The 24,666-nt window shown below is 42.5% G+C and carries 23 protein-coding genes and 2 other annotated features; of the genes, 18 read left to right on the top strand and 5 right to left on the bottom strand.

Annotated features, from left to right (window positions below):
* The first annotated feature begins 39 nt into the window (after nt 1–39).
* Nucleotides 40–271 (top strand) — a binding site (T-box leader).
* Between the two features lie 23 nt (nt 272–294).
* Nucleotides 295–505 (top strand) — a binding site (T-box leader).
* Between the two features lie 52 nt (nt 506–557).
* The 6 genes from trpE to trpA are packed head-to-tail and all read left to right on the top strand — an operon-like array spanning nt 558 to nt 6,928.
* On the top strand, nt 558–1,952 hold the full coding sequence (trpE, locus tag BTO28_RS13850; RefSeq protein WP_408606678.1) for an anthranilate synthase component I: 1,395 nt from the start codon (nt 558–560) through the stop codon (nt 1,950–1,952).
* On the top strand, nt 1,949–3,562 hold the full coding sequence (locus BTO28_RS13845) for a bifunctional anthranilate synthase component II/anthranilate phosphoribosyltransferase (protein ID WP_076767276.1): 1,614 nt from the start codon (nt 1,949–1,951) through the stop codon (nt 3,560–3,562). Before trpE ends, BTO28_RS13845 begins: the two co-directional genes overlap by 4 nt.
* The gene (gene trpC / locus BTO28_RS13840; protein WP_076767274.1) at nt 3,559–4,329 is read left to right on the top strand and encodes an indole-3-glycerol phosphate synthase TrpC; all 771 of its coding nucleotides are present in this window, start codon (nt 3,559–3,561) and stop codon (nt 4,327–4,329) included. Before BTO28_RS13845 ends, trpC begins: the two co-directional genes overlap by 4 nt.
* A gap of 1 nt (nt 4,330) precedes the next feature.
* Complete coding sequence (locus BTO28_RS13835; RefSeq protein ID WP_076767272.1) at nt 4,331–4,948, top strand: phosphoribosylanthranilate isomerase; 618 nt, start codon at nt 4,331–4,333, stop codon at nt 4,946–4,948.
* Nucleotides 4,941–6,149 (top strand): tryptophan synthase subunit beta, encoded by a 1,209-nt coding sequence (trpB, locus tag BTO28_RS13830; RefSeq protein WP_076767270.1) that lies wholly within the window; start codon nt 4,941–4,943, stop codon nt 6,147–6,149. The genes BTO28_RS13835 and trpB overlap by 8 nt, the downstream gene beginning before the upstream one ends.
* Complete coding sequence (trpA, locus tag BTO28_RS13825; protein WP_076767268.1) at nt 6,146–6,928, top strand: tryptophan synthase subunit alpha; 783 nt, start codon at nt 6,146–6,148, stop codon at nt 6,926–6,928. Before trpB ends, trpA begins: the two co-directional genes overlap by 4 nt.
* Nucleotides 6,929–6,980: 52 nt before the next feature.
* Here trpA and BTO28_RS13820 read toward each other — a convergent pair whose 3' ends face one another.
* The gene (locus BTO28_RS13820; protein ID WP_233129887.1) at nt 6,981–7,778 is read right to left on the bottom strand and encodes an ABC transporter ATP-binding protein; all 798 of its coding nucleotides are present in this window, start codon (nt 7,776–7,778) and stop codon (nt 6,981–6,983) included.
* A gap of 922 nt (nt 7,779–8,700) precedes the next feature.
* Here BTO28_RS13820 and BTO28_RS13815 point away from each other — a divergent pair.
* Together BTO28_RS13815 and odhB are read left to right on the top strand one after the other, a co-directional pair.
* The gene (locus tag BTO28_RS13815) at nt 8,701–11,514 is read left to right on the top strand and encodes a 2-oxoglutarate dehydrogenase E1 component (RefSeq protein ID WP_076767265.1); all 2,814 of its coding nucleotides are present in this window, start codon (nt 8,701–8,703) and stop codon (nt 11,512–11,514) included.
* 96 nt (nt 11,515–11,610) lie between these two features.
* Nucleotides 11,611–12,843 (top strand): 2-oxoglutarate dehydrogenase complex dihydrolipoyllysine-residue succinyltransferase, encoded by a 1,233-nt coding sequence (gene odhB / locus BTO28_RS13810; RefSeq protein WP_076767263.1) that lies wholly within the window; start codon nt 11,611–11,613, stop codon nt 12,841–12,843.
* A 41-nt stretch (nt 12,844–12,884) separates the two neighbouring features.
* Here odhB and sda read toward each other — a convergent pair whose 3' ends face one another.
* A complete protein-coding gene (gene sda, locus BTO28_RS13805; RefSeq protein ID WP_076767261.1) occupies nt 12,885–13,019 on the bottom strand; it encodes a sporulation histidine kinase inhibitor Sda in 135 nt (44 codons plus the stop codon).
* A 602-nt stretch (nt 13,020–13,621) separates the two neighbouring features.
* Here sda and BTO28_RS13800 point away from each other — a divergent pair.
* The 5 genes from BTO28_RS13800 to brnQ all read left to right on the top strand — a co-directional run bounded on the left by BTO28_RS13800 (nt 13,622) and on the right by brnQ (nt 18,431).
* Complete coding sequence (locus tag BTO28_RS13800; protein ID WP_076767259.1) at nt 13,622–13,828, top strand: DUF6501 family protein; 207 nt, start codon at nt 13,622–13,624, stop codon at nt 13,826–13,828.
* Nucleotides 13,829–13,868: 40 nt separating this feature from the next.
* Nucleotides 13,869–14,279 carry a Rok-like winged helix domain-containing protein gene (locus tag BTO28_RS13795; RefSeq protein WP_076767257.1) on the top strand — a complete coding sequence of 137 codons (411 nt, stop codon included), beginning with the start codon at nt 13,869–13,871 and terminating at the stop codon, nt 14,277–14,279.
* A gap of 97 nt (nt 14,280–14,376) precedes the next feature.
* Nucleotides 14,377–15,246, top strand: a complete 870-nt coding sequence (locus tag BTO28_RS13790) for an ATP-binding protein (protein ID WP_095532690.1) — start codon at nt 14,377–14,379, stop codon at nt 15,244–15,246.
* Nucleotides 15,221–17,131, top strand: a complete 1,911-nt coding sequence (locus BTO28_RS13785) for a vWA domain-containing protein (protein WP_233129886.1) — start codon at nt 15,221–15,223, stop codon at nt 17,129–17,131. The genes BTO28_RS13790 and BTO28_RS13785 overlap by 26 nt, the downstream gene beginning before the upstream one ends.
* Before the next feature lie 16 nt (nt 17,132–17,147).
* Complete coding sequence (brnQ, locus tag BTO28_RS13780) at nt 17,148–18,431, top strand: branched-chain amino acid transport system II carrier protein (protein ID WP_076767255.1); 1,284 nt, start codon at nt 17,148–17,150, stop codon at nt 18,429–18,431.
* Between the two features lie 37 nt (nt 18,432–18,468).
* Here brnQ and BTO28_RS13775 read toward each other — a convergent pair whose 3' ends face one another.
* The 3 genes from BTO28_RS13775 to yidC form a co-directional block, all read right to left on the bottom strand.
* Entirely contained in the window at nt 18,469–19,653 is a 1,185-nt protein-coding gene (locus BTO28_RS13775) for a toxic anion resistance protein (RefSeq protein ID WP_076767254.1), read from the bottom strand.
* Entirely contained in the window at nt 19,598–20,290 is a 693-nt protein-coding gene (locus tag BTO28_RS13770; protein WP_076767252.1) for a 5-bromo-4-chloroindolyl phosphate hydrolysis family protein, read from the bottom strand. Before BTO28_RS13770 ends, BTO28_RS13775 begins: the two co-directional genes overlap by 56 nt.
* Before the next feature lie 172 nt (nt 20,291–20,462).
* Entirely contained in the window at nt 20,463–21,224 is a 762-nt protein-coding gene (yidC, locus tag BTO28_RS13765) for a membrane protein insertase YidC (RefSeq protein WP_076767250.1), read from the bottom strand.
* A 183-nt stretch (nt 21,225–21,407) separates the two neighbouring features.
* Here yidC and bioB point away from each other — a divergent pair, with 183 nt between their 5' ends.
* From bioB to BTO28_RS13740, 5 genes are all read left to right on the top strand, one after another.
* Nucleotides 21,408–22,406: a biotin synthase BioB gene (bioB, locus tag BTO28_RS13760; protein WP_076767248.1), complete on the top strand. Its 999-nt coding sequence runs from the start codon at nt 21,408–21,410 to the stop codon at nt 22,404–22,406.
* A gap of 72 nt (nt 22,407–22,478) precedes the next feature.
* Nucleotides 22,479–22,877 carry an FAS1-like dehydratase domain-containing protein gene (locus BTO28_RS13755; RefSeq protein ID WP_076767246.1) on the top strand — a complete coding sequence of 133 codons (399 nt, stop codon included), beginning with the start codon at nt 22,479–22,481 and terminating at the stop codon, nt 22,875–22,877.
* Nucleotides 22,870–23,217 carry a MaoC family dehydratase gene (locus BTO28_RS13750; protein ID WP_076767244.1) on the top strand — a complete coding sequence of 116 codons (348 nt, stop codon included), beginning with the start codon at nt 22,870–22,872 and terminating at the stop codon, nt 23,215–23,217. Before BTO28_RS13755 ends, BTO28_RS13750 begins: the two co-directional genes overlap by 8 nt.
* 2 nt (nt 23,218–23,219) lie before the next feature.
* Complete coding sequence (locus BTO28_RS13745) at nt 23,220–23,600, top strand: CidA/LrgA family protein (RefSeq protein ID WP_076767242.1); 381 nt, start codon at nt 23,220–23,222, stop codon at nt 23,598–23,600.
* Nucleotides 23,597–24,271, top strand: coding sequence for an LrgB family protein (locus BTO28_RS13740; RefSeq protein ID WP_076767240.1), 675 nt, complete (start codon nt 23,597–23,599; stop codon nt 24,269–24,271). Before BTO28_RS13745 ends, BTO28_RS13740 begins: the two co-directional genes overlap by 4 nt.
* Nucleotides 24,272–24,666 lie beyond the last annotated feature (395 nt).

The following is a 24,666-nucleotide window of genomic DNA, read 5'->3' as shown; positions in this document are numbered from 1 at the left end:
TTATTTAAAAAATTGTATTATGATAATAAATATTCAAATAAATTAGCAATGATGAAGAAGAGTAGCAATGAAGAATGCCATAGAGAGCCGGCGGTTGGTGCGAGCCGGTGCAGAACACATTGTGAATGGGCTTCTGAGCTTCCGGACCGAACCAATTAGCAGTAGGCTCCGGCGTACGTCTTACGTTACATGGACAGGCAGACTTTCTGCCGTTAAAGTGGATCGTGTCATGCGATCAATAAAGGTGGTACCACGGCTCCCCGTCCTTTGTCGATGAGGGGGCCTTTTTGTATAGAAAAAACGTTGATCGGAAAAAGTACAGCTGTAAAGCGCGTCAAAGAGAGCCGGGATGGTGGAAACCGGCACGCAGCGGCAGCTCGAATGGGTCCGTGAGTGGCTGCTTGAACGTTTTAGTAGAGCGCCCGGCATCCGGCCGTTAACCGGATTAAAGGGGAAGCTATTTGCTTCAACGAGAGGTGGCACCGCGGGTAAACCCGTCCTCCATAGATGATAATCATCTATGGAGTTTTTTTATGGAAAGAAAGGGGCAAATGACGATGAAATTACAGGACACGATCCAATACAAACTGAAGGAAATGGAAGGGGATATGGTTACACCGATCTCTATTTATCATGCCCTCGGCGGAAAGCAAAAAATGTTATTTGAAAGCTCAGCAAAACATGAAGAAAGCGGCCGTTATTCATTTTTAGCCGTTGATCCTATCGCACAATTCACAGCGGATGGCAGTGGTTATTCGATAACGAAGAAAGATGGCACGATAGAAACAGGTTCCGGAAAATTCATGGACAAATTAAAAGAAATCATGCCTGTTCAAGGGGACAATGATTACCCATTTCCGTTTTTCGGAGGTGCAGCAGGGTACATTGGATATGATACCGTGTTTTTTGAAGAAAAAATTGGAGAGCCACTTCCGGATGAGCTGGAAATGCCGGACGTTCATATGTTGTTTTATGATACATTTGTCGTGTATGATCATTTGACGCAAAAGGTGTCGATTGTCGCGGCTGATTTATTTGGCGGACGGTCGGAAAATGAAATGGAAGCCGCAATTGAAAAGGTATATTCAGAGATTCATTCCGATCAAAAACCGTTCGCCGGCCATGAAACGAATGTACTTGCCTTCACGTCAAAAATTGAACGGTCGGCATTTTGTGAAATGGTTGAAAAAGCAAAAGAACATATTATTCGCGGGGACATTTTCCAGGTTGTGCTTTCACAGCGTCTATCTTCCCCGTTTGAAGGCGATCCGTTTACACTGTATCGCCGCCTTCGCACATCGAACCCGTCTCCATATATGTTCTATATCGATTTTGACGGGTATACAGTGCTAGGGACATCGCCGGAAAGTCTTGTTAAAGTAAACAATAAGACGGTGACAACAAATCCAATTGCTGGAACACGCCCTCGAGGCAAGTCATCGGAAGAAGATGCAATGCTGGCAGAAGAATTGCTGGCGGATGAAAAAGAAATAGCGGAACACCGCATGCTTGTCGACCTTGGCCGCAATGATGTCGGCAAAATTTCCGAAATCGGTTCAGTTACACTTGATAAGTATATGAAAATCGAGCGGTACAAACACGTCATGCATATCGTTTCTGAAGTATCCGGAGAATTGAAAGACGAGTACCATCCACTGGATGCACTAACTGCCTGCTTGCCGGCTGGAACGGTATCCGGCGCACCAAAAATCCGGGCGATGCAAATTATTAATGACCTCGAGCCGGTGAAGCGTGGTGTTTATTCGGGGGCAGTCGGGTATTTATCTGCAACAGGCAATATGGATTTTGCACTTGCCATCCGTACAATGGTCATTAAAGACAATACGGCTCACGTTCAAGCCGGAGCGGGAATCGTCTACGATTCCGTCCCAAATACAGAATATGAAGAAACAATGCATAAAGCGAAAGCGTTACTGGAGGTGCAGAAATGATATTACTTATTGATAACTACGATTCTTTCACATATAACTTGTATCAGCAAATTGGCCGTATTGGAAAAAATGTGCGTGTTGTGCGCAATGATGAAATTACGATCAATGAAATAGAAGCGATGGAGCCGGAAGCGATTGTCATTTCACCGGGACCGGGCACACCGGAGGAAGCCGGAATTTCTATCGAAGTGGTGCATGCTTTTTACCACCGCATTCCGATCCTGGGAATCTGCCTAGGTCATCAGGCGATTGCAGCGGCATTTGGAACGGAGGTTATTCAAGCCAAAACGATTAAACATGGTAAATTGTCAATGGTTCGCCACGAAGGAAAGGGATTGTTTTCAGCTGTTCAAGGGCCGGTGCCCGTCATGCGTTACCATTCGCTTTCTGTTGACCGGAACACGTTGAATCCGAAGCTGGAAATTATGGCAGAATCGACAGATGACAATGAGATTATGGCGATTCGGCATAAGGAATATCCGGTATTTGGTCTTCAATTTCACCCTGAATCGATCGGCACACAGGTCGGTGATGAATTGCTGAGCGAATTTTTCCGTTCATACCGGAAGGAAAAAAATATGAAGAAGCATTTATTAAAATTATCGAATGGTGAATCATTAACGTTTGCTGAAATGGAAGATGCTGTTTCAGAAATTCTACAGGAAGATGTGTCGGACAGTGAAATTGCAGCTTTCCTTATGGCTTTGAAAGCGAAAGGGGAAACAGTTGATGAAATCGCGGCACTTGTTCATGTACTCCGTCAAAATGCGGTGTCCACTCGTACAACATGGAAAAATGTAATGGACAACTGTGGTACAGGCGGTGATGGTTCGCAAAGCTTTAATATTAGCACAACATCGGCGTTTGTATTAGCCGGCGCGGGTGTAAAAGTAGCCAAACACGGAAACCGGAGTGTATCGAGTAAAACAGGAAGTGCAGACGTTCTTGAACATCTTGGAGTTTCGCTTGACTTTCTGGCCGATGAAACGGACCGCCTTCTTGACGAAAACGGTATTACGTTTTTATTTGCACCTCACGTTCATCCGAAACTAAAACGGATTATGAAAGTGCGGCGTGATTTGAAAATCCCAACGATTTTTAACTTGATTGGACCGCTTACGAATCCGGTGACACTTGATACGCAGCTGCTCGGTATATACCGCCGCGATATGCTGGAAATGATGGCGGAGGTGTTACACCGTCTCGGACGTAAACGTGCTGTTGTGTTAAACGGTGCCGGCTTCATGGATGAAGCATCACTAGCCGGGGAAAATCACCTGGTTGTCTTGGATAACGGGAAAACAGAAAGAATGATCGTGACTGCTGAAACAGCCGGACTGCCTGAATACTCCCTTGAAGAAATTAAAGGTGGAGAAGCAATTGAAAATGCGGAAATCTTGAAACGCGTTTTAGAAGGTGAACGTGGAGCGCCGCGTGACACGATTGTGTTAAATGCGGGAATCGGGCTATTCGCGAGCGGAAAAGCAGAGACAGTTCGTGAAGGTGTCGTGATGGCGGAAGAAAGTATCGATTCCGGTGCTGCTCTAGAAAAATTAAACTACCTTGTCGAATATTCAAAATCACGGAAGAAAGCAGTGGTGACAGGATGACTACGATTTTAGACAAAATAATTGACAAAAAACGTGAAGAAGTGGCGCTGTTGAAGCAGTCGGCGCTTTCTTACGAAACAGACCGGACACCGGTTTCGTTCTACGACCGTGTCGTGTCGTCAAAAACAATGGCTTTAATCTCTGAAGTAAAGCGCGCTTCGCCTTCTAAAGGGGATATTAACCTTGGAGTGGATCCAGTCGAACAGGCGAAGATTTATGCTGACAATGGGGCGGATGCCGTTTCAGTGTTGACCGATACGCCGTTTTTCAAAGGGACAATGGATGATTTAAAAGCGGTAAAAGCAAATATTCCTATTCCGGTGTTAAATAAAGATTTTATAATTGATGAAGTGCAGATTGACCGGGCGTACGCATCTGGCGGCGACATCATCCTATTAATTGCCGCTGCTTTGAACGACGAGGAGATGAATAGATTATACCGCCATTCAAAAGAGCATGGACTGGACGTTCTTGTCGAAGTGCACGATGAAGCAGAAATGGAGCGCGCCCTGAAAATGGAAGCAAACATCATCGGGATTAATAACCGTAATCTCCATACCTTTGAGACGAATTTATCAACAACAGAACGGCTGCTTCGTTCGTATGGAAAAGAAAATGCCATTTTCGTTTCCGAAAGCGGGATTAAGTCACAAGAAGATGCGATTCGTTTAAAAGAAGCCGGCGCAAAAGCTCTCCTTGTCGGTGAAACATTAATGCGGGCTGGAAACGTAGCTAAAGCCGTCCGCTCATTGAAAGTAGATTTGTAACATGAACGTGAAAATTTGCGGCATTACCTCATTTGAAGCAGCGAGCTGGGCGCGGGAAGCCGGGGCAGATATGATTGGATTTGTATTTGCGGAAAGCAGCCGTCGCATTCCTGCAGAATTTGCCCGCCAGCTCGCGGAAGCTGTTGGACCAAATGTGAAAAAAGTGGGTGTTTTTGTAAATGAAGAGGCGGATGTGATTCGTGAAATTGTAAAAACAGCTGGTCTTGATTACGTTCAGCTGCACGGCGACGAAAGCCCGGAATTTGCAAAAAAAATGCCAGTCCCCGTTATTAAAGCTTTTTCCTCAAAAGAAGGGATTACATTCAAAGAAATGTTCCGTTATCCGGCCGACTACGTGTTAATTGACAGTCCGCCGGCACAATTTCGTGGCGGGAGCGGAAAGACGTTTGATTGGTCGATTTTGGAGGATCCGTATGTCGATAAAAATCGATTAATTTTGGCAGGCGGTTTGAACCCTGATAATATAGAAGAAGCCGTCCGTTCCATACAGCCTTATGCTGTTGATATTTCAAGCGGTGTGGAAACGGACGGAAAAAAAGATGAAGTGAAAGTATTTCAATTTGTACAGCGTGCGAAAGGAGCAGTTAATTTTGAGTAAAGTATACAATCAACCGGATGAAAGAGGGCATTACGGTGAATATGGCGGGCGATACGTGCCAGAATCCCTAATGCGCGCCGTCAAAGAACTCGAAGCAGCTTACAAAGAAGCAATGGTGGACGATTCCTTTCTCGCTGAATTAAACAAGTATTTGACTGATTATGTCGGCCGTGAAAATCCGCTTTACTTTGCAGAAAATCTAACAAAAGCAGCTGGTGGTGCCAAAATTTATTTAAAAAGAGAAGATTTAAACCATACCGGCGCTCATAAGATTAACAATACAATTGGACAAGCGCTGCTCGCTGTCCGCATGGGCAAGAAAAAAGTCGTGGCAGAAACAGGAGCAGGCCAGCATGGTGTCGCAACGGCAACCGTTTGTGCGCTATTAAATCTTGAGTGCGTTATTTTCATGGGAGAAGAAGATATTCGACGTCAAGAATTGAACGTATTCCGCATGGAACTCCTAGGTGCACGAGTGGAAAGTGTATCTCAAGGCAGCGGCACATTGAAAGACGCGGTTAACGAAGCGCTACGCTACTGGGTGACGAACGTTGAAGATACCCATTACATTATGGGATCAGTACTCGGACCGCATCCATTCCCGCAAATTGTCCGTGATTTTCAGGCGGTTATTGGCAATGAAACGAAACGACAGCTGCATGAAAAAGAAGGGCGTCTCCCGGATGCGGTTGTTGCCTGTATTGGCGGCGGCAGCAACGCGATGGGCATGTTTTACCCGTTTATTGAAGATGAGTCAGTGAAGATGTATGGCGTTGAAGCATCCGGAAGCGGAATCGATACGGACAAACATGCGGCATCGATGACGATGGGCAGTGTTGGTGTTTTGCACGGAAGTAAAATGTATTTGCTTCAGGATGATGCAGGACAAATTCAAGAGGCGCATTCCATTTCAGCTGGCCTTGACTACCCTGGTGTTGGGCCGGAGCATAGCTTTTTAAAAGATTCAGGTCGTGTCATTTATGAACATATTTCGGATGAAGAAGCGCTTGAAGGTTTTAAAATATTAACAAAAACAGAAGGCATTATTCCCGCGCTTGAAAGTTCTCATGCGATCGCATATGCTGTAAGGCTCGCAAAAACAATGAAGGAAGATGACATTATTGCCGTTTGTCTGTCTGGCCGTGGTGATAAAGATGTCGCGCAAATTAAAGAGCGTTTTGAAAGTGGGGGTCAAAAATGACGAAACATAAAATGAATGCATCTTTTGCGCGTGTAAAAGAAGAAGGAAAAAAAATATTTACAGCTTATATTATGGCAGGCGATGGCGGACTTCATAAGTTAAAAGAAATGATACTATTATTGGAAGACGCAGGCGTAACGGTCGTTGAGCTTGGTATTCCTTTTTCGGATCCGGTTGCAGACGGTCCAGTTATCCAAGAAGCAGGGAAGAGGGCGCTTGCGGAAAAAGTAACGTTAACATCGGTGCTCGAGGAACTTGCGTCGTTTAAAAATGACATTTCCATTCCAGTTGTGATCATGACTTATGCAAACCCGGTGTTTAAACTGGGTGCACAAACGTTTGCTGATAAATGTGCAGAAGCCGGTGTTTCTGGTGTCATCATTCCAGATGTACCGATGGAAGAAGAAGCTGAATTTAAAGAACCTCTTTCAAAACACGAAATCGCGCTCATTCGCTTTGTTACACTTACAAGCTCAGATGAACGAATTGAAGAAACAGTCAACGGAGCTGAAGGCTTTATTTATGCGGTTACGGTAAACGGGATTACAGGTGCTCGTACCGGATTTGCAGGTGATTTGTCCGATCATCTAGCCCGTATTAAAACAAAAAGCCCTGTGCCGGTGCTTGCAGGTTTTGGTGTTTCATCTAAGGAACAGGCTGAGACACTGGGCGCTTCATGTGACGGCGTGATCGTCGGCAGTAAAATTGTCTCGCTTCTTCACGAAGGTCGAGGCCATGAAATTAAAGAACTGGTGCCGGGTAAAGTCGGCGTAAAGTAAAAATAAGCTGTCCGGAAAATGGTCCGGGCAGCTTATTTATAAGCGCTTTTAATTAAGAATCGTGAACTTTTTTTACGACTTGCAGCCAGCTCCGTTCATCGCGCCATTCGATTTCCACCGGTAATGCAAATGCATTACTTAATACTTTATTTGTCAGAACCTCTTTTTTTAGACCGGCCGCAATCATTTTTCCTTCAGAAATAACCGCCACATGTGTAATGGCTGGAATAATTTCTTCAATGTGATGTGTCACGTATAATAAGGCTGTATCGGTTTTTACCGCCTTCCGCTGCAATGCTTCTAGAAGCTGCTCCCTTGCTCGAACATCTAAACCGGAACACGGTTCATCTAGAATCATTATATCTGGCTGAGCCATAAACGCTCGCGCAATTAAAACACGGCGCTGCTCTCCCTGGGATAAATAACGATATGGATGACCTGCTAAATAAGAAAGACGAAATTCTTTAAGCAGATGTTTGGCCTTTTCCCAGTCCTCTTCAGTTGTCTCCTCATAAATGCCGATCGAATTAAACTTGCCGCTTACGATAATTTCATGCGCACTTTCCTGATTCAAGGTCGATAAAAAACGATTTAATGTGTTTCCGACAAAACCGAGCCGCTTTTTTATGTATTCCCAATTGTATTTCCCATATTGATGGCCAAATACATGAATTGTACCTCTCGTCGGAAATTCATATCCGCCCATCATATTTAGCATTGTCGATTTGCCGGATCCATTCAGCCCGAGCACCGCCCAGTGTTCTCCTTTTTTTACTGTCCAATTCATGTCATCTAAAATTACTCGGTTTTCCCGTACAAAATGCACATGATTATATGAAATAATCTCCATCATCATCCCTCCAATATAAGTTTATCAAAAAAAGCATCTTAGAGTTTTATTATTTAAGAGGAGAGCGGTTATAGGCTTTAAATTAGATAACGAATTTTGAGTAGGGAGAATAGCTGTTGTCGAAATCAATGAAAAACACTGGAAGCGGCTGTAGAAGGTATGAGGAATAAAATAAAAAAAGCCAGGCTGCCCTGGCTAAAAAATGACAAGTACACTGGAGAGGATTGAGATTGAACAATAACAGTATATCCATCCATGTATAAAATATACATTTCTTTTCAGATGAGGATACATCTACAAAAACGGGGGCTTATGATTAGATATATTTGAATACTATTGCCTGTATCCGATATAGGCCTATTTACTTTAGTGGTGCATGAATTATTTTTTCAATCCGCCATAATTCCTGTATTTATAACAACACCCAGATCATTTCGTTTGAATTGGGTGTTTTCGTGTTATACATAATATATTAAATACGCCGCCACTCCATGTAAATATAATGAGAAGGGGTGTCGAAGAGGAGTTTTATTTTGAATCGAAAAAGGAATTGTAATGATAACACTTTACTAATGAAAACTGCTGGTTCTATAACGGAATTTTCATCTTTTTGACAAGGAAAAATCGCATAATTGCGCGTTTTTAAGCTAATTAAAAAAAACTGAAAATTTATTAAAGAAATTTTCAAAAAAGCATTGGTTTTTATATGGAACAGTAGTAATATGGTACTTGAAAAAGGCAGTTCCAGATTGCTGGATGTATTTATTAAGAAAATAAGCCTTTTTCTTTCTTATAACGCTTTGCAGTGTTAAACTGGTTGTGTAAGCGTTTTATGTTTTATCTGTACATATTTTTTACGGCGCACGTATAAAAACAACGAACAAGAAAATCAAATGGGCGAAACAGTTGGAGGTTTTTCACAATGAACATGCAGAATGGCCAGGGCAGTCCATGGAAAGATTTTTCAGGGCCGAACCTTGGATACGTGATGGAAGTGTACGAACACTATCTTGTTGATCCCGATTCAGTGGATCAAGAATTAAGACAGTTGTTTGACAAATGGGGAGCACCTGCTTCACCTTTTGGAAATGCAGCGCCTGCCGCGGCATCCGCGGGAGATCTTGACAAGCTTTACAAAGCAATCAAGCTTGCTGACAGCATCCGTCTTTATGGTCATCTTGCAGCGGATATTAACCCGCTTGATGATACACATAAAGATTCACGCCGAATCGATCTTGAAACGTATGAATTGACAGAGGCGGATTTGCGGGCAATTCCGGTTGAATACATATGTAAAGGCGCGCCATCCCACGTGCAAGACGGCTATGAAGCGATCCTGCATTTGAAAAAAGTGTACACGGATAAAGTGGCTTTTGAATTTGCTCAAGTACATGACCTTGAAGAAAAGCAATGGCTCCGTCAGCAAATCGAATCAACGGATTATTATCCGACATTTTCTGATGAGCGCAAAAAAGCACTGTTAAAAAGATTGACGGAAGTTGAAGGATTTGAAAAATTCATCCACAAAACATTTGTCGGTCAAAAACGCTTCTCTATCGAAGGACTGGACGCAATGGTCCCGCTTCTAGACGAACTCGTTCATCACTCTGCTGTCAAAGGAGCGCAGACGATCAACATTGGCATGGCTCACCGCGGACGTTTGAACGTACTTGCTCATATTCTCGGCAAACCGTACGAAATGATTTTTGCTGAATTCGCACATGCGCCGAATAAAAAAATGCTGCCATTAGGCTCAATGAAAATGAATTACTACGGCTGGACCGGAGATGTAAAATATCACCTTGGTGCTGACCGCAGCTATAAAGAAGAAGATACACAGACAGCGCGCATTACGCTGGCGAACAACCCGAGCCATCTGGAAGTTGTTAGTCCGATTGTAGCCGGTTACACAAGAGCGGCGCAGGAAGATCGCACTAATAAGGGCAAGCCGGAACTTGATGTGGCAAAAGCCATGTCGATCATCATCCATGGCGACGCAGCGTTCCCGGGCCAGGGAATCGTAGGGGAAACATTTAATATGAGCCAGATCGCCGGCTATAAGACGGGCGGCTCCATTCACATCATTGCCAACAACATGATCGGATTTACAACGGAAAGCTACGATTCTCGTTCCACTCGTTACGCTTCAGATGTGGCAAAAGGATTTGAAGTCCCGATTGTTCATGTTAATGCTGATGATCCGGAAGCATGCGTTGCAGCCGCTTTAATGGCTGTAAATTATCGTTCACGCTTCGGCAAAGATTTCGTTATTGATTTAATCGGATACCGCCGTTTCGGCCATAACGAAATGGATGAGCCGATGACGACGAATCCAAAAATGTATAATATTATTCATCAGCATAAAACCGTTCGTGAACTGTATGCGGATAAACTTGTAGACCGTGGTGTTATTGAAACAGGGCATGCGGAAAAAGTGTACAGTGAAAACGAACAAAAGTTAAAAGAACTTTTTGAAACAGTTCCGAAGAAAGACGACAACCCGGATATTGTGATGAATCCACCTAAAGTTGTCGAACAGGATCTTCCTAGCGACAAGACTGGTGTAAGTGAAGAAGATTTGAAAAATATCAACAGTGAACTCTTACAGTGGCCTAATGGGTTCCAGCCATTTAAAAAGCTTGAACGTATTTTAAAACGCCGTGAGAATCTATTTGAGGAAGACGGTCAAATCGATTGGGGTCATGCCGAAACGCTTGCATTCGCCTCAATCCTAAAAGAAGGTACACCAATCAGACTAACCGGTCAGGATTCACAACGCGGTACATTTGCGCATAGAAACCTCGTTTTGCATGATGAAATTAACGGGGAAGAATATACGCCGCTTCATAATTTAAGCAATACAAATGCGTCATTTGATGTCATTAACTCACCGCTTACAGAAACGGCAGTCGTCGGATTTGAATACGGCTACAATGTATTTTCTCCAGAAACACTGGTTCTCTGGGAAGCGCAGTTTGGGGACTTCGCCAACATGGCACAGGTCATGTTTGACCAGTTCGTCTCATCTGGACGGGCGAAATGGGGACAAAAATCCGGTCTTGTTATGCTTCTCCCGCATGGATATGAAGGACAGGGACCTGAGCATTCAAGTGCCCGTATGGAACGTTTCTTACAGTCAGCTGCTGAAAACAACTGGACAGTTGCAAACCTTTCTTCAACTGCACAGTATTTCCATATTTTGCGCCGACAGGCATCCATTTTGCAGAAAGAAGAAGTGCGTCCGCTAGTGATCATGACGCCGAAAAGTTTACTTCGTCATCCGCTTGCAGCATCGAAAGCATCGGATTTTTCAGATGGTACATTCAACATTATCGTTGAAGACTCGAGAACAGGAAGTAAACCGAAACAAGTGGAACGCCTCGTACTTTGCAGTGGAAAAGTGTCGATTGATCTTGCCGAGCAAATTGATAAAACAGAAGACAATTTGGATTGGCTCCATGTTTTGCGGGTAGAAGAACTATATCCATTCCCAAAAGAAGAAATTGCCGCGATTTTGGAACGTTACCCGAACGTAAAAGAAATCATTTGGCTTCAGGAGGAACCGCAAAACATGGGTGCTTGGACATACATGGATCCGAGGCTTCGTGATGTGGCTCCTGAGGGCGCGTCTGTCCGTTATGTCGGCCGCCGCCGCCGTTCTAGTCCTTCTGAAGGGGATGCAATTGTGCATAAAAAAGAACAGGCGCGTATTTTGCGGGCTGCCATGACGAAATAGCAGTAACAATTTAAGCTGCGGCCGGTTTTCGCCGGCTGCAATGACTACATAATGATCGATCAACAACAATGAATGTTTACAAGGAGGATTTTAAAAGTGGCTGAAATTAGAGTTCCTGAACTTGCAGAATCGATTACAGAAGGTACGATTGCACAATGGTTGAAAAAACCAGGTGATTACGTTGAAAAAGGCGAGTATATCGTTGAACTTGAAACGGATAAAGTAAACGTGGAAGTTATTTCTGAAGAAGCAGGAACCATTACTGAATTGCAGGCTGCCGAAGGCGATACAGTAGAAGTTGGCCAGGTGATTGCGGTTGTGCAAGCTGGAGCAGCAGGTTCTGCGCCATCTGCACCAGTTTCAGAAGCTTCTGCACCAGCACCAAAAGCTGAAGGAAAAGATGTTCAGCCAGAACCAGTGAAAGAAGATCAGAACAACCGGACAATCGCTTCTCCCGCTGCTCGCAAACTAGCGCGCGAAAAAGGCATTGATTTAACAGCTGTAAAAACGGTTGATCCATTAGGCCGAGTACGTGTACAGGATGTTGAAACACATGAAAATGCGCCGAAACAGCCAGCTGTCACAAAAGCACCTGCAGCAGCCGCTCCTGTCAAAAAACAGGATGATGGGAAACCGACAGAGCGCGAGCGCATGAGCCGCCGCCGTCAAACGATTGCGAAACGACTTGTTGAAGTACAGCAAACAGCAGCGATGCTGACAACATTTAACGAAATTGATATGACCAATATCATGGATCTTCGTAAGCGGAAAAAAGATAAATTCTTTGATGATCATGATGTACGGCTTGGTTTTATGTCCTTCTTCACAAAAGCTGTAGTGGCAGCATTAAAAAAATATCCGTATGTGAACGCTGAAATTGATGGCGATGAAATCATCTTGAAAAAATTCTATGATATCGGTGTTGCGGTTTCAACGGATGACGGCCTTGTTGTACCAGTTGTACGCAACTGTGACAGTAAAAATTTCGCTGAAATTGAAGGCTCTATTATGGAGATGGCATTGAAAGCCCGGGATAATAAACTAGCACTTGCTGACCTGCAAGGCGGTTCATTTACAATAACAAACGGCGGTGTATTTGGCTCACTTTTATCAACTCCAATTTTGAATGGTTCACAGGTTGGTATTCTCGGAATGCATACGATTCAAAAACGTCCGGTTGCCGTTGGAGATTCAATTGAAATCCGCCCAATGATGTATGTGGCCCTATCATATGACCACCGGATTATTGACGGAAAAGAAGCAGTTGGCTTCTTGAAAATGGTAAAAGAGCTTATTGAAAATCCTGAAGATCTTCTTCTTGAAGGATAAAGACAAAAAATCCCGCAGCATCATCGCTGCGGGATTTCTTCTTATTTTTCATTTTTAGGGGATAATCCACGTTTCTTTACTTCAGACCTTAGTGTTTCAATCCAAGTTTTGTCGTCACCATTATTCAATGCGTCCCGATAAGCAGCCACCAGCATCTCATTGCTCATAATCTTCATGTTTATGACCTCCTTGTAATGTGGTGTTAAAATAAAGATTATAATAATCTCTATTTTCTGATTATTATACTAGGGATCTCATAAATTGCAAACAATAGGGGATAAATAAATAAAAATGTTATAATTTTACCATTTTTTATTATTTTTTTAAAAAAATTAGTAATAAAACCATTAAAAAAGGTCACATTATGTTGTATATTTATAAGAGGGACAACATATTAAGTCGGAGAAATTTTACGGAAGAACAAGACTTAACTGATCGTTTTACGTTGTCAGGTTCTCGTCTTTTTGATACGCAGAAGGGACAATGTATACATAATCGTGACAGGAATACTATTTTATGGTAAATAATAGATAAAGCAACTTGCACTGTTATTTGACGCGCCAATATAATTTTTTTGAATTTCTTGCTCTCAGCAATGGGAAATGATACTTATTGGTACTTCGTTATTATCATATACACATGATTGAAATAGCGACTTTGTTTTACATGCATTCCGATGTATTGCAGCTGCTGGTTCTTTCAAGGTATAAAAATATCCGACCCATATATGCATCCAATTAAATAAAGCGATTAATGACATAATAAAGGAGCGATCAAGATGATTCATACAAAATGGAAGGAAAAAGAAACTATTAAGAAAGTAAAATGCATTCATACAAATGCTGAAAAGTATATGGTTGAGAATGTTTTAACAGAGGGCAGTCTGTATGATGTGAAAAATGAAACGGAGGAATTTTATTTTGTTGTAGACAATAAAGGCCATGTTTCAGGTTTTTATAAAGACTACTTCCAAGATATTAATTGAATAAATTAAATAGATGATTAATTGGCAGGGGGAAAATAACATGTTTGATGAACGAATTGCGTTAAAAATTAGATTAGATCAGCTTGCAGACGCGGAAATTCGTGTCATACAGGAATTTAAAAAAGAGCGGGACAAAATATTTGCCCGTTTACAGGAGCTTGATGGTGCTTCACAGGAGATATCCGTTGCATCTATAACAACGATTGGTCCTCCTCCAAAAGCACGACGGGGAAGACGGAGTGAGAGCTTAGTGGAACTGCGCGAAACGGCTGTAGGCGTATTAAAAGAGCAAAATACCCCGATTCGCGGAGTGGAGCTGCAACGCTTTGTAGAAGAGCGGACGGGTAAAAAAATCGCAAATATGACAACCTTTATGAATGGTCTTGAACGAGAAAATGAACGCGTCCGTAAACTAGGCCGCGGGTTATATATTTACGAATATGGTATGTGAGCAAAAAAAGCCGGCTTTTATAGACGGCTTTTTTGCTTTTTATGCTGCTGCAGGTGTATGATGTAACTCGTGAATAGAATTTGAAAGGACGAATTTTGTGTATATTTCAACACTTCCAGACAAAATTGACCAAATAATTAAAGAACGGAAACTGTTGTTTCAGCAAAACAAGACAGAAGAAGTCAATCCATATGTGGCGCAAAGCGAAGCCCTTTTGATCGATACAGTTATTTCATTAGCCCTTGGTAAAAATATATTATTAAAAGGGCCGACCGGTTCTGGAAAAACGAAACTATCAGAATCGCTGGCATCCCACTTTGGGCAGCCAGTCCACAGCGTGAACTGCTCTGTAGACCTCGATGCGGAAGCGATGCTTGGATTTAAAACAATCATCGAGGTGGATGGAAAGAGCCGCATTGATTTTGTTGAGGGACCGGTCATAAAAGCGATGAAAAACGGTCATCTTCTTTATATAGATGAAATAAATATGGCGAAACCGGAAACATTGCCGATTTTAAATGGTGTTCTTGACTATCGCCGCCAGATTACGAACCCTTTTACAGGGGAAGTCGTAAAAGCGAAGGCGACATTCAGTGTCATCGCTGCGGTTAATGAAGGCTACGCGGGTACTGCTCCTCTCAATGAAGCGCTAAAAAATAGATTTGTGACATTTGATATTCCTTATATTTCAGGTGATGTGTTACTCAGTGTTCTGAAACAGGAGTCTATTTTAAAGGATGAAAAACTCATCCAACTATTTGTCTCGCTGTCATCAGATTTAACGGCTTTGGTCGAGAGCGGTCGTCTGCCGGAGGAAGCGTCTTCTATCCGCGCTCTCGTTGATGCGTGTGATCTTGCTGTATACATTCCGCCATTACGCGCTGTTGAGAGGGCCATTGCCGGTAAGCTTGATGATGATCGGGAAAAAGCAGCTGTCATGAATGCTGCGGAAACATGGTTCGCATAACGTGGAACGCTTCATTCAATTTAACGATGAAACAGTAAATTCAGCTTTCTGGATGGAACTATCGGATCTAGCGGCGGCGCTCTCTGGTGATCCAGATTTAAAGGTGGAATACGGACCGCTTGCGTATTTACAGACTGAACCTGCTGTTTTATACGTGAGTCATTTCTGGCATCATCGCACCGAACAAGAAGAAAAAGACGGTATGAAATCCGACGTGTATTTGCGTGCCCTTGGAACGAAAGTGTTCACGGATTTGCAGGCAGTGCAGCAATTTGAGAGGCGGGCGAAGAGTTCATTTGCCCGGCAATTGCTTGCACTGGCTGAAGATGTCCGAATTGAAACGCTTTGTGCTCAAGAACGGCCTGGAATGAGACGGGCTTTTGAGACAAGAAAACAGGTCTTAAAACGGTACCATGAGGTTCAGCTGACTGTTAACATAGCAAAAGGCTTTTATTCAGACGCAGTATACAATGCACTGTACTTGCTTTGGCAGGCGGATGCACCATTTGAATGGCGGTCAATCAACCCGTTAATTGACGCCGCTGTCCCGTTTATTGATCGAACAGCCCGCTCTCTTTTCGATGCCCGTACCACTGCGGATGTTGTACGGGCTGTCACCGATATTTCTGATGTGATGGATGATTTGGATCTGCGGGCTATGGTCAATGAATATAGTCATTTGCCGAAATATAGTAAAGATGAACCAGAAACCGTTATCGATCCCGGAAAAAGACAGGATCCTCTTCAAAACGATGACACGCAGGAAGAAGAAGACAATGAGCAATTCAATGAGCAGTTTTCAACGTGGCATCGTGAATCCGAAGAAACACGGGGCACATTTATGCAGTTTGATTTAGACAGAGGGGCGAAAACCCCGATGATGGGCAACACGGCACGTGAAGGAGACGAAGGCGATGCCGCGCTTGCGTCTGTCCAGGGCAGATCAAAAAAAGCATCCCGCGAACAATATAATCGGCTTCTGGCTGAAAGGCGTGATTCCGAAGAACAGCCGGATAACACCGTATATGGGAAAGAAAATAAAGGAGCAAAGGCTTTGTTCGATTCTCCTGTTTCTGCTTCGGATGAAGAGAGGGAGCAGTATCGGGTTTTAAAAAATGAAACAGCACCGGTCGTACGTAAACTAAAGCGGATGATTGAAAAATCGATCGAAAAGAAAAAAACGAGCCCCCGCACCGATTTATTAACGGGCCGTTTAGGCCGCAAGCTGACCCGCTTTTATACAGATGACAATCCACGTCTCTTTTTCAAAAAACAAGAACCATCACGCGAAATTGACGCTGTGTTTTTCTTATTAATCGATTGTTCCGCTTCGATGTATGACAAAATGGACGATGTGAAAAAAAGTGCAGTCTTGTTTCATGAGACTTTGAAAACATTGCGGGTTCCGCATGAAATTACAGGATTTTGGGAGGATACAGCATCACTTTCAGCTAATATGAAGCCAAATCATTTTCTAACGGTTGTTTCGTTTGATCGGTCGCATCAGGCTGAATCGGGACCATCAATCATGCAGCTTCGTCCGGAAGAAGATAACCGCGATGGTTTTGCATTACGTATTGCCATCGAAAAGATGGCGGTGCGAAGTGAACAGAGGAAATTCTTAATTGTATTTTCGGACGGGGAGCCATCCGCTGCCGAGTACGATAAGAATGGGGTGCTCGATACTCATGAGGCTGTTTTGCTTGCAAGGAAAAAAGGCATGACCGTTTTTAATTTATTTATCGGTGACGAAGCACTTAATGAATCCCGGCAGGAAACAATGAGAACCATTTACGGGATGGGGTCGATTATGGCTCCGGATGTCTCAGAGCTTCCGGCCGTTTTAATACCAATATTGAAAAAACTATTGTTTGAAAGCATCTAGAAGGGAAGTTGCATCTTTGAAAAACAATGACATTATTTTTATAGGGCTCATGTTGTTTGCCCTTTTCTTCGGCGCCGGAAATTTAATTTTCCCGCCATTTCTCGGTATGGAGTCAGGCACATCGTTTCTGCCAGCGATGACGGGTTTTATCATTACCGGAGTTAGTCTGCCATTTCTCGCTGTGATGGCTATTGCTCTCTCGAAGGATGGGATTACGTCTATCGGTCAACGTGTGCATCCGATTTTCGGTATTATTTTTGCTATACTGGTATATCTTGCGATTGGACCGTTTTTTGGCATCCCGCGCGGGGCGAGCGTCTCGTTCGAAATGGGGATTGCTCCGTTTTTATCAAAGCCGTCGGGAAGCGAGTTATTCATCTTTACACTGATTTTTTTCATCGTTACCTTACTATTAAGTTTAAACCCGACAAAACTTGTAGACACGGTAGGACAATATTTAACACCCGCTCTGCTTTTGGCCATTGCGCTTCTATGTATAGCTGCGTTTTTCCAATTTGATTCTCCGGCTGGTGCACCTTCTGTAAAATATGAAGATGCTCCGTTTGTGAAAGGGTTCATTGAAGGATATTTGACAATGGATACAATCGCGGCGCTTGCATTTGGTATTGTTGTCATATCTGCCATTAAAGATAAAGGAATTACTGATCAGAAGACCATTATCAAATACACGATGGCAGCCGGTCTTATCGCAGCGGTGGGACTTGCCCTCGTATACGGCTCCATTGGATGGATCGGGGTTCACATGCCGGGTGCTGATCAATTTGATAATGGTGCAGCCATTTTAACGTACGCATCTTCGCTGTTGTTTGGTTCTGCAGGTAAAGTCGTGCTTGCGGTTATTGTTGCGCTTGCTTGTTTAACCACTTGTATCGGATTAACATCAGCTTGCGCACAGTTTTTTGCGGAAAAATGGCCTCGTTTAAGTTATAAATGGTATGTTGTTTTGTTTACGGTAATCAGCTTCTTTATTGCCAACCTTGGGTTAAATACGATCATTTCAGTATCAGTACCTGTCCTGGTGATGCTGTATCCATTTGCCATTGTCCTCGTTGTCCTTTCTCTGCTGCAGCCAGCCGCAGGGAAGTCAAGAGGGATGTATGTAGGGGCGATCATTCTAACAGCTGTATACAGCATAAACGATGGATTAACTGCCTTTGGGTTTAATATTGAAGGATTTACAAAGGTCATCGGCTGGGTTCCATTTTTTGATTCAGGACTAGGCTGGATTGTACCTGCTGCGGCGGGTGCCATCCTTGGCCGCTTTATTAAAGCGAAATAAAAAAGCTGCTCCGGAAAAAATCCGGAGCAGCTTTTTCTTATTGTTTTAAACGGAGAAGACGTTGCTTTAAATCGTCTTCCATTACGATCAATTCTTCTTCTGCTGCTTTTCTTTTTGCCCGGCCGTCCTGCTGAATACGGATCGTTTCTTCGAGCGTTGTAATTAAATTGTCCTGTGTTTTTTTCAATGTTTCGATGTCAACGAGTCCGCGTTCATTCTCTTTTGCCGTTTCAATCGAATTGACTTTCAACATTTCTGAGTTTTTCAACAAGAGTTCATTTGTCGTTTTTGACACTTGCTTTTGTGCTTCAACCGCTTTTTGCTGGCGCACAAGTGTTAAGGCAATGGCTATCTGATTTTTCCAGAGCGGTACGGCTGTTAAAATAGAGGACTGTATCTTTTCAGCGAGCGCCTGGTTTGTATTTTGAATTAAGCGGATTTGCGGTGCGCTTTGAATGGTAATTTGCCGGCTCAATTTTAAGTCGTGGAGACGTTTTTCTAAACGGTCGGCAAACTGAACCATGTCGTTCACATCTTGAAAATCCATTTGATCGCCTGTCGATTCTGCTTTTTGGCGAAGTTCTGGAATCGTTTTAGTTTCGAGTTCTTCCAATTTCAATTCACCGGCTGCAATATAAATATTAAGCGCTTGAAAGTATTCTTTGTTTTTATCATATAATTGCTCCAGCAGTCGTATATCTTCAACGAGCCCTTTTTTAGAATGTTCAAGTTGCACACTGATCCGGTCAATCTGTGAGCCTACTTTTTGATAACGTGTCATAACTTCCTGCACAGAATTGGACACTTTGCCAAACATTCGGGAAAAAACGTTTTTCTTTTCATCACGCAATTCATCCGGATCGACGTTTTTTAAGTTTTTCATTAAATCATTTAATATATCGCCAATCGGACCGATATCTTTTCGCTGCACATGGTCCAGCATATGATGAGAAAAGTCTGACAGCTTTGTTTGAGCGGCTGTCCCGAATGAAAAAACTGCCTGCTGGTTACCTGCGTCAATTTGTGATGCCAGCTGTTCCGCTTTTTGCCGGTGTTCAGCTGGAAGAACATCGACCAGCCGTTTTGACTGAACGGATGGAGTCGCAGACGTTTCAGGTGCAGCCGGCATATCACCGAACGGGTCTGCGAGCAAATCTTCTAAAAGATCATCTTTTTTTGCGTCCGATGCGGGTGCCGGTTGTAGTTTGAATTCGTTGGTCATCATTTTGTTCTCCTTCCGGGACATGTTCAAATGTTAATTCATTGTTTTTTACCCTTCTTTGGGCGACATCGAGCTCAATTGTTAAATGTTCAATGTCACGAGCAAGTACTTGACGTAGATCGCCTTCAAGCGTTTTTGATAAATCATTTAGCGTTTCTTTCGTTTCGATAAGCGACTGCTTCATATCAGGACCTTTTACTTTTTTTCTTGATAAAAGGGCTGATTTTTCAGCAAGCTCAACGACAGAATCAAGATGGGAATAAAAGAACGACTCAATTTCATAAAATCGCTTCGGTTCTTTTTTAACGACTGAATATATGCGCTTGACAAGACTATTTAATTCAATCACCTGACGTAGTGAACTTAAACTGCGCACTTTTAAAAACAGATGCTGCAGACGGGAAAGTTTTAATTTCGCATCTTTCAATTGATCCATTATATAATAATATTCTTTCCGATTTAATCCGTATTTTTTCCGGATGCGCATATTGCTAAGATTCGTATACAGAACGAATATAGACACAAATGAAAGCGTAAATACGATATATGCCATCATTTCGTCAAATGGACTGCTTACAAGTAGTGCAGCGGCAAGTGCTGCCAGTATGCGCCGGAACCAATAGAAAGTATATCGCATCTTACATCCACTCCACAATTTCATTTCGCTCATAGTTTGAACGATTCTACTTTATCCTATACGTAGGAAGTAAAAGAATGGTTTCACTTTTTCTATGAAAACAATCCTTCATCTTTTAGATAAATACCCTTTATGGCAAAAAAAATGCCCTGCTGCCTGCAGAGCATCTCCTTTATTTTGTTCCCTCTTCAACAGGTGGGTGTGTTTGAAAATATTTGCGCCCGATCCATGACTGGAAGATTAAAATCAACCCACTGACTGCCCAGTAAAGCGGAAGTGCGGCCGGTGTTGTTAAAGAGAAAATTAGAATCATGGCGGGTGACAACAACCCAATAAATTTCATTTGCTGCTGCTGTTCTGCTGGCATAGTCTTCATCGAAATCTTAAATTGAATGTAGTACATTACACCAGCGATAAGTGCCATCGCAATATCGGGCTGACCAAGGCGGAACCATAAAAATTCATGTGCTTTAATATCCTCTGATATCGTGATTGCATAATAGAGTCCCATCCAAACCGGCGTTTGAAGAAGAACTGGCAAACATCCCATCGACATTGGGTTGATATTATGCTCTTTATAAAGCCCCATCATTTCCATTTGAATTTTTCGTTGTTCTTCAGGATTTTTCGCCGCTTTTAGACGTTCCTGAATTTCAGTCATTTTCGGCTTGACAACTTCCATTTTTTGACGCATGACTGCTTGCTTTTTCATTGAGTTCAACATGAGCGGCATTAAAATCAATCGAACAGCGATTGTGATAACAATGACTGCTAATCCATAATTGCCGAGCATGACGCCTAGTGAATGAATGAGTTCAACGAAAGGGCTTACTAAATAGTCATGAAAGAAATGACCTTCTGTTTGTGCACTTTGACAGCCAGATAGAATAACTGCAGAAAGCAATGTAAGCGCGAGTATTAATGATTTTTTCAAAATAGATTTCCTCCTGCGCCTAGTAGTTAAGGCAAGTTGCTATAGACAAAAAAAGTATACTCTTTTTTCCCTATGAAAACAATTAACTTGCTGCTAGATATTAGTCAACTAATTTTAAAAATAAGTTGACATTATAGAAACTTTTACTTTATTCTGACAATAAAAGAAAAGGAGAGATGCTATATGAATCAGTGGAACAATCTGGCAGAAAACGTTTTAGCCGGTCATGAATTAACAAATGAGGAAGCTCTTTCGGTTTTGAACAGTTCCGATGAAGAACTGCTTCAGCTGCTGGATGGTGCTTATAAAATTCGTCGTCACTTTTATGGAAACAAAGTAAAGTTAAATATGATCATTAATACGAAATCGGGTCTATGCCCTGAAGACTGCGGTTATTGTTCACAGTCCGTCCGCTCAGATGCACCGATTGAAAAATACCGGATGATGGATAAGGATCAAATTGTCGCAGGGGCGGAACGTGCTCATTCACTTGGAGCTGGAACCTATTGCATTGTTGCGAGCGGACGCGGTCCATCGAATAAAGAGCTTGAAACTGTCGCCGGGGCCGTTGAAGAAATTAAGGAAAAGTACCAAATGCGCGTTTGTGCTTGTTTAGGTATTTTAAAACCAGAACAGGCGGAAAAACTAAAAGAAGCTGGTGTAGACCGTTATAATCACAACATTAATACGTCAAAAGAACACCATGCGGACATTACAACTACTCATACATACGAAGACCGCACAGAAACAGTTGGGCGCGTTAAAGAGAGCGGCATGTCCCCTTGCTCTGGCGTCATAATCGGGATGGGTGAAACGAAAGAAGATGTCGTCAATATGGCAAAAAGTTTGCGCGTCCTCGATGCTGATTCCATCCCAGTAAACTTTTTGCATGCGATTCCAGGCACACCGCTTGAACATACAGAGCCATTAACACCTTCTTATTGCTTAAAAGTACTTGCTTTGTTCCGTTTCATTAATCCGTCAAAAGAAATTCGCATTTCCGGAGGCCGGGAAGTGAATTTACGTTCATTGCAGCCTCTTGGTTTATATGCAGCAAATTCTATTTTCCTTGGCAATTATTTAACAACTGAAGGACAGGAAGTTACAGCTGATCATAAAATGATAGAAGAAATGGGCTTTGTTGTAGAAACAGCACAAGAACAAGAACCTGTAAACGCATAAAAAGTGATCCCGCTATGGGATCATTTTTGTTTTTATCTATGATAAAATCGTGATGAGAAAGGACGGATGATGATGAAAAAAGAAGAAATCGAATTGCACCGCTATAGCCATACAATTGATAAAAAACAAGTAGAAACGTTTAAACATGCAATTCGGGAAATTGATTCTAGCAATATCGTTCCCCCAACATATGCAACAGTCATTGATTTTCAGGGCGGCATGTCGTTTGATAAATTAACGGAACTGCTTGAATTTGACCCGAAATGTGTACTTCATGGGTCACAGCAATATGAGTACATATCACCGATTTTTACGGGTGACACGATAGATGCCTCCGTGTTTTTAACAAGTAAAACAACGAAAAGAGGCATGACATTTGCGAAACTGGAAACAAAGTACATGAGGAATGGAGAATGTGTGATTATTTCACGTTCAACGCTCATTGAACAGAAAGGAGACCGCAATGTTTAAATTAATTTCGACTGTTGTTACTCGTGATCAAATAAAAGAATATGCAAAGGCATCGGGCGATTTCAACCCTATTCACACGGATCTAGAAGCGGCAAAAAAAGCAGGACTGCAGGATTGTATAGCACATGGAATGCTTATCATGGCGCTTGGCAGCAGCGCAATTCGGGAATGGGGCGTACAGTCAGTAAAAACGTACGATGTACGGTTTCAGTCAATGACATATCCGGATGAACCGCTTGTTTTAAAAGGGCAGTGGACAGATGAGGGAGCTGGCAAAGGGCTCATTACAGTTGAAAACGAAGAGGGAGAAATCAAAATGAAAGGGACATTTACTGTTTGACCATGAAAGAAACTGTTTTATTTTTAGGACAAATCATCATATTAATCATTATATACCAGTTGTCTGCTGCTATTGTCACCTACCTCCATATCCCAATTCCAGCTAGCGTTTTCGGAATGATGATCTTGCTGGCTTTGTTGTCAAAAGGACTTATACATATGCGTTATATTGAAAAAGGAGCAGCGTTTTTAAATAAGCATTTGGCATTTTTCTTTATTCCCATTGCTGTTGGTTTAATGACATTCGGGGACTTAATTAAAACGACTGGTATTCCTTTAACGATCATGATTGGCGGCAGTTCTCTCATTGGTCTATTTGTTACTGCTTCATTAACAGACCGTTTATCAAAAAAAATGAAGGAACATAGGAGGGAGTGCGCTTGACAATCATTTACATTACGGTCACCATTGCTGTGTATCTTATCTCAAGAACAATCGCCATCCGATTTCCGTCACCATTTACGACTCCGGTATTTACATCAACAGTTGTCATGATCGTCCTGCTGCTCTTGGCAAATGTATCATATGAACAATATACACCTGCAAAAGACATCATGACGTTTTTACTCGGTCCTGCAACTGTCGCGCTTGCCGTTCCGCTCTATCATAATTGGGGTGTGCTGCGTGATCTGCTTGTACCTGCAGCTGTGGGGCTTATTGTTGGCACATTTTCAACGATCGCTTCAGCTGTCTGGATCGCGTCTATATTCGATCTATCTGAGACCATTCAGGCGACGTCAGCTGTTAAAGCGGTGACGACACCGGTAGCCATTGAAGCAGCACTTATTATCGGCGGTGATCCTGCTCTTGCGGCTGCGTTTGTCATGGTAGCAGGTATTTTTGGCGCCGTCTTTGGACCGCTATTTCTAACTATCATGAAGGTAGAAGATCCATTTTCTAGAGGACTTGGTATTGGAACAGTTTCACACGGAATAGGGACAAGCCAGGCTGTTTTGGAAGGACCTGTACAGGGTGCTGTATCTAGTGCCGCCATGGGTTTTGCAGCGATCGTAACATCAGTAATATTGCCTTGGTTTTTCCCGCTCATAAATTAATTTAGAAAATAGTGCGCTTCAAACTAAGACGTGAAAGCATAAAAACCGTTCAAAATTTTTGAGCGGTTTATTCTATTTTTAAATACTGCTGACAGATCAGATGAACAATATAAGTAGATAAAGAGGAAAATATTGATAAAATTTTTTTCGGGAAAACTAATTGACTGTCTTTTAACTATCGTGTTATATTGTTAATCCGCCGGCAGAAACGGTGCTGTTTACGAATCTAATGTTAGTCAGTTCGTTTTCTTTCGGACTTGATATTTTACAAGAATATTTTCTTAGGAAAACTTATTGACATTAGGTAATGAAAAATGTTATTATGATTTAGCTGTCATCAACAACAGTAAGGAAATTGATCTTTGAAAACTGAACAAAATCAATAAAAACGTCAA

This window comes from Domibacillus epiphyticus (assembly GCF_001975785.1).
GTDB classification, from domain to species: domain Bacteria; phylum Bacillota; class Bacilli; order Bacillales; family Domibacillaceae; genus Domibacillus; species Domibacillus epiphyticus.
This window is presented reverse-complemented; position numbering and strand designations above follow the sequence as displayed.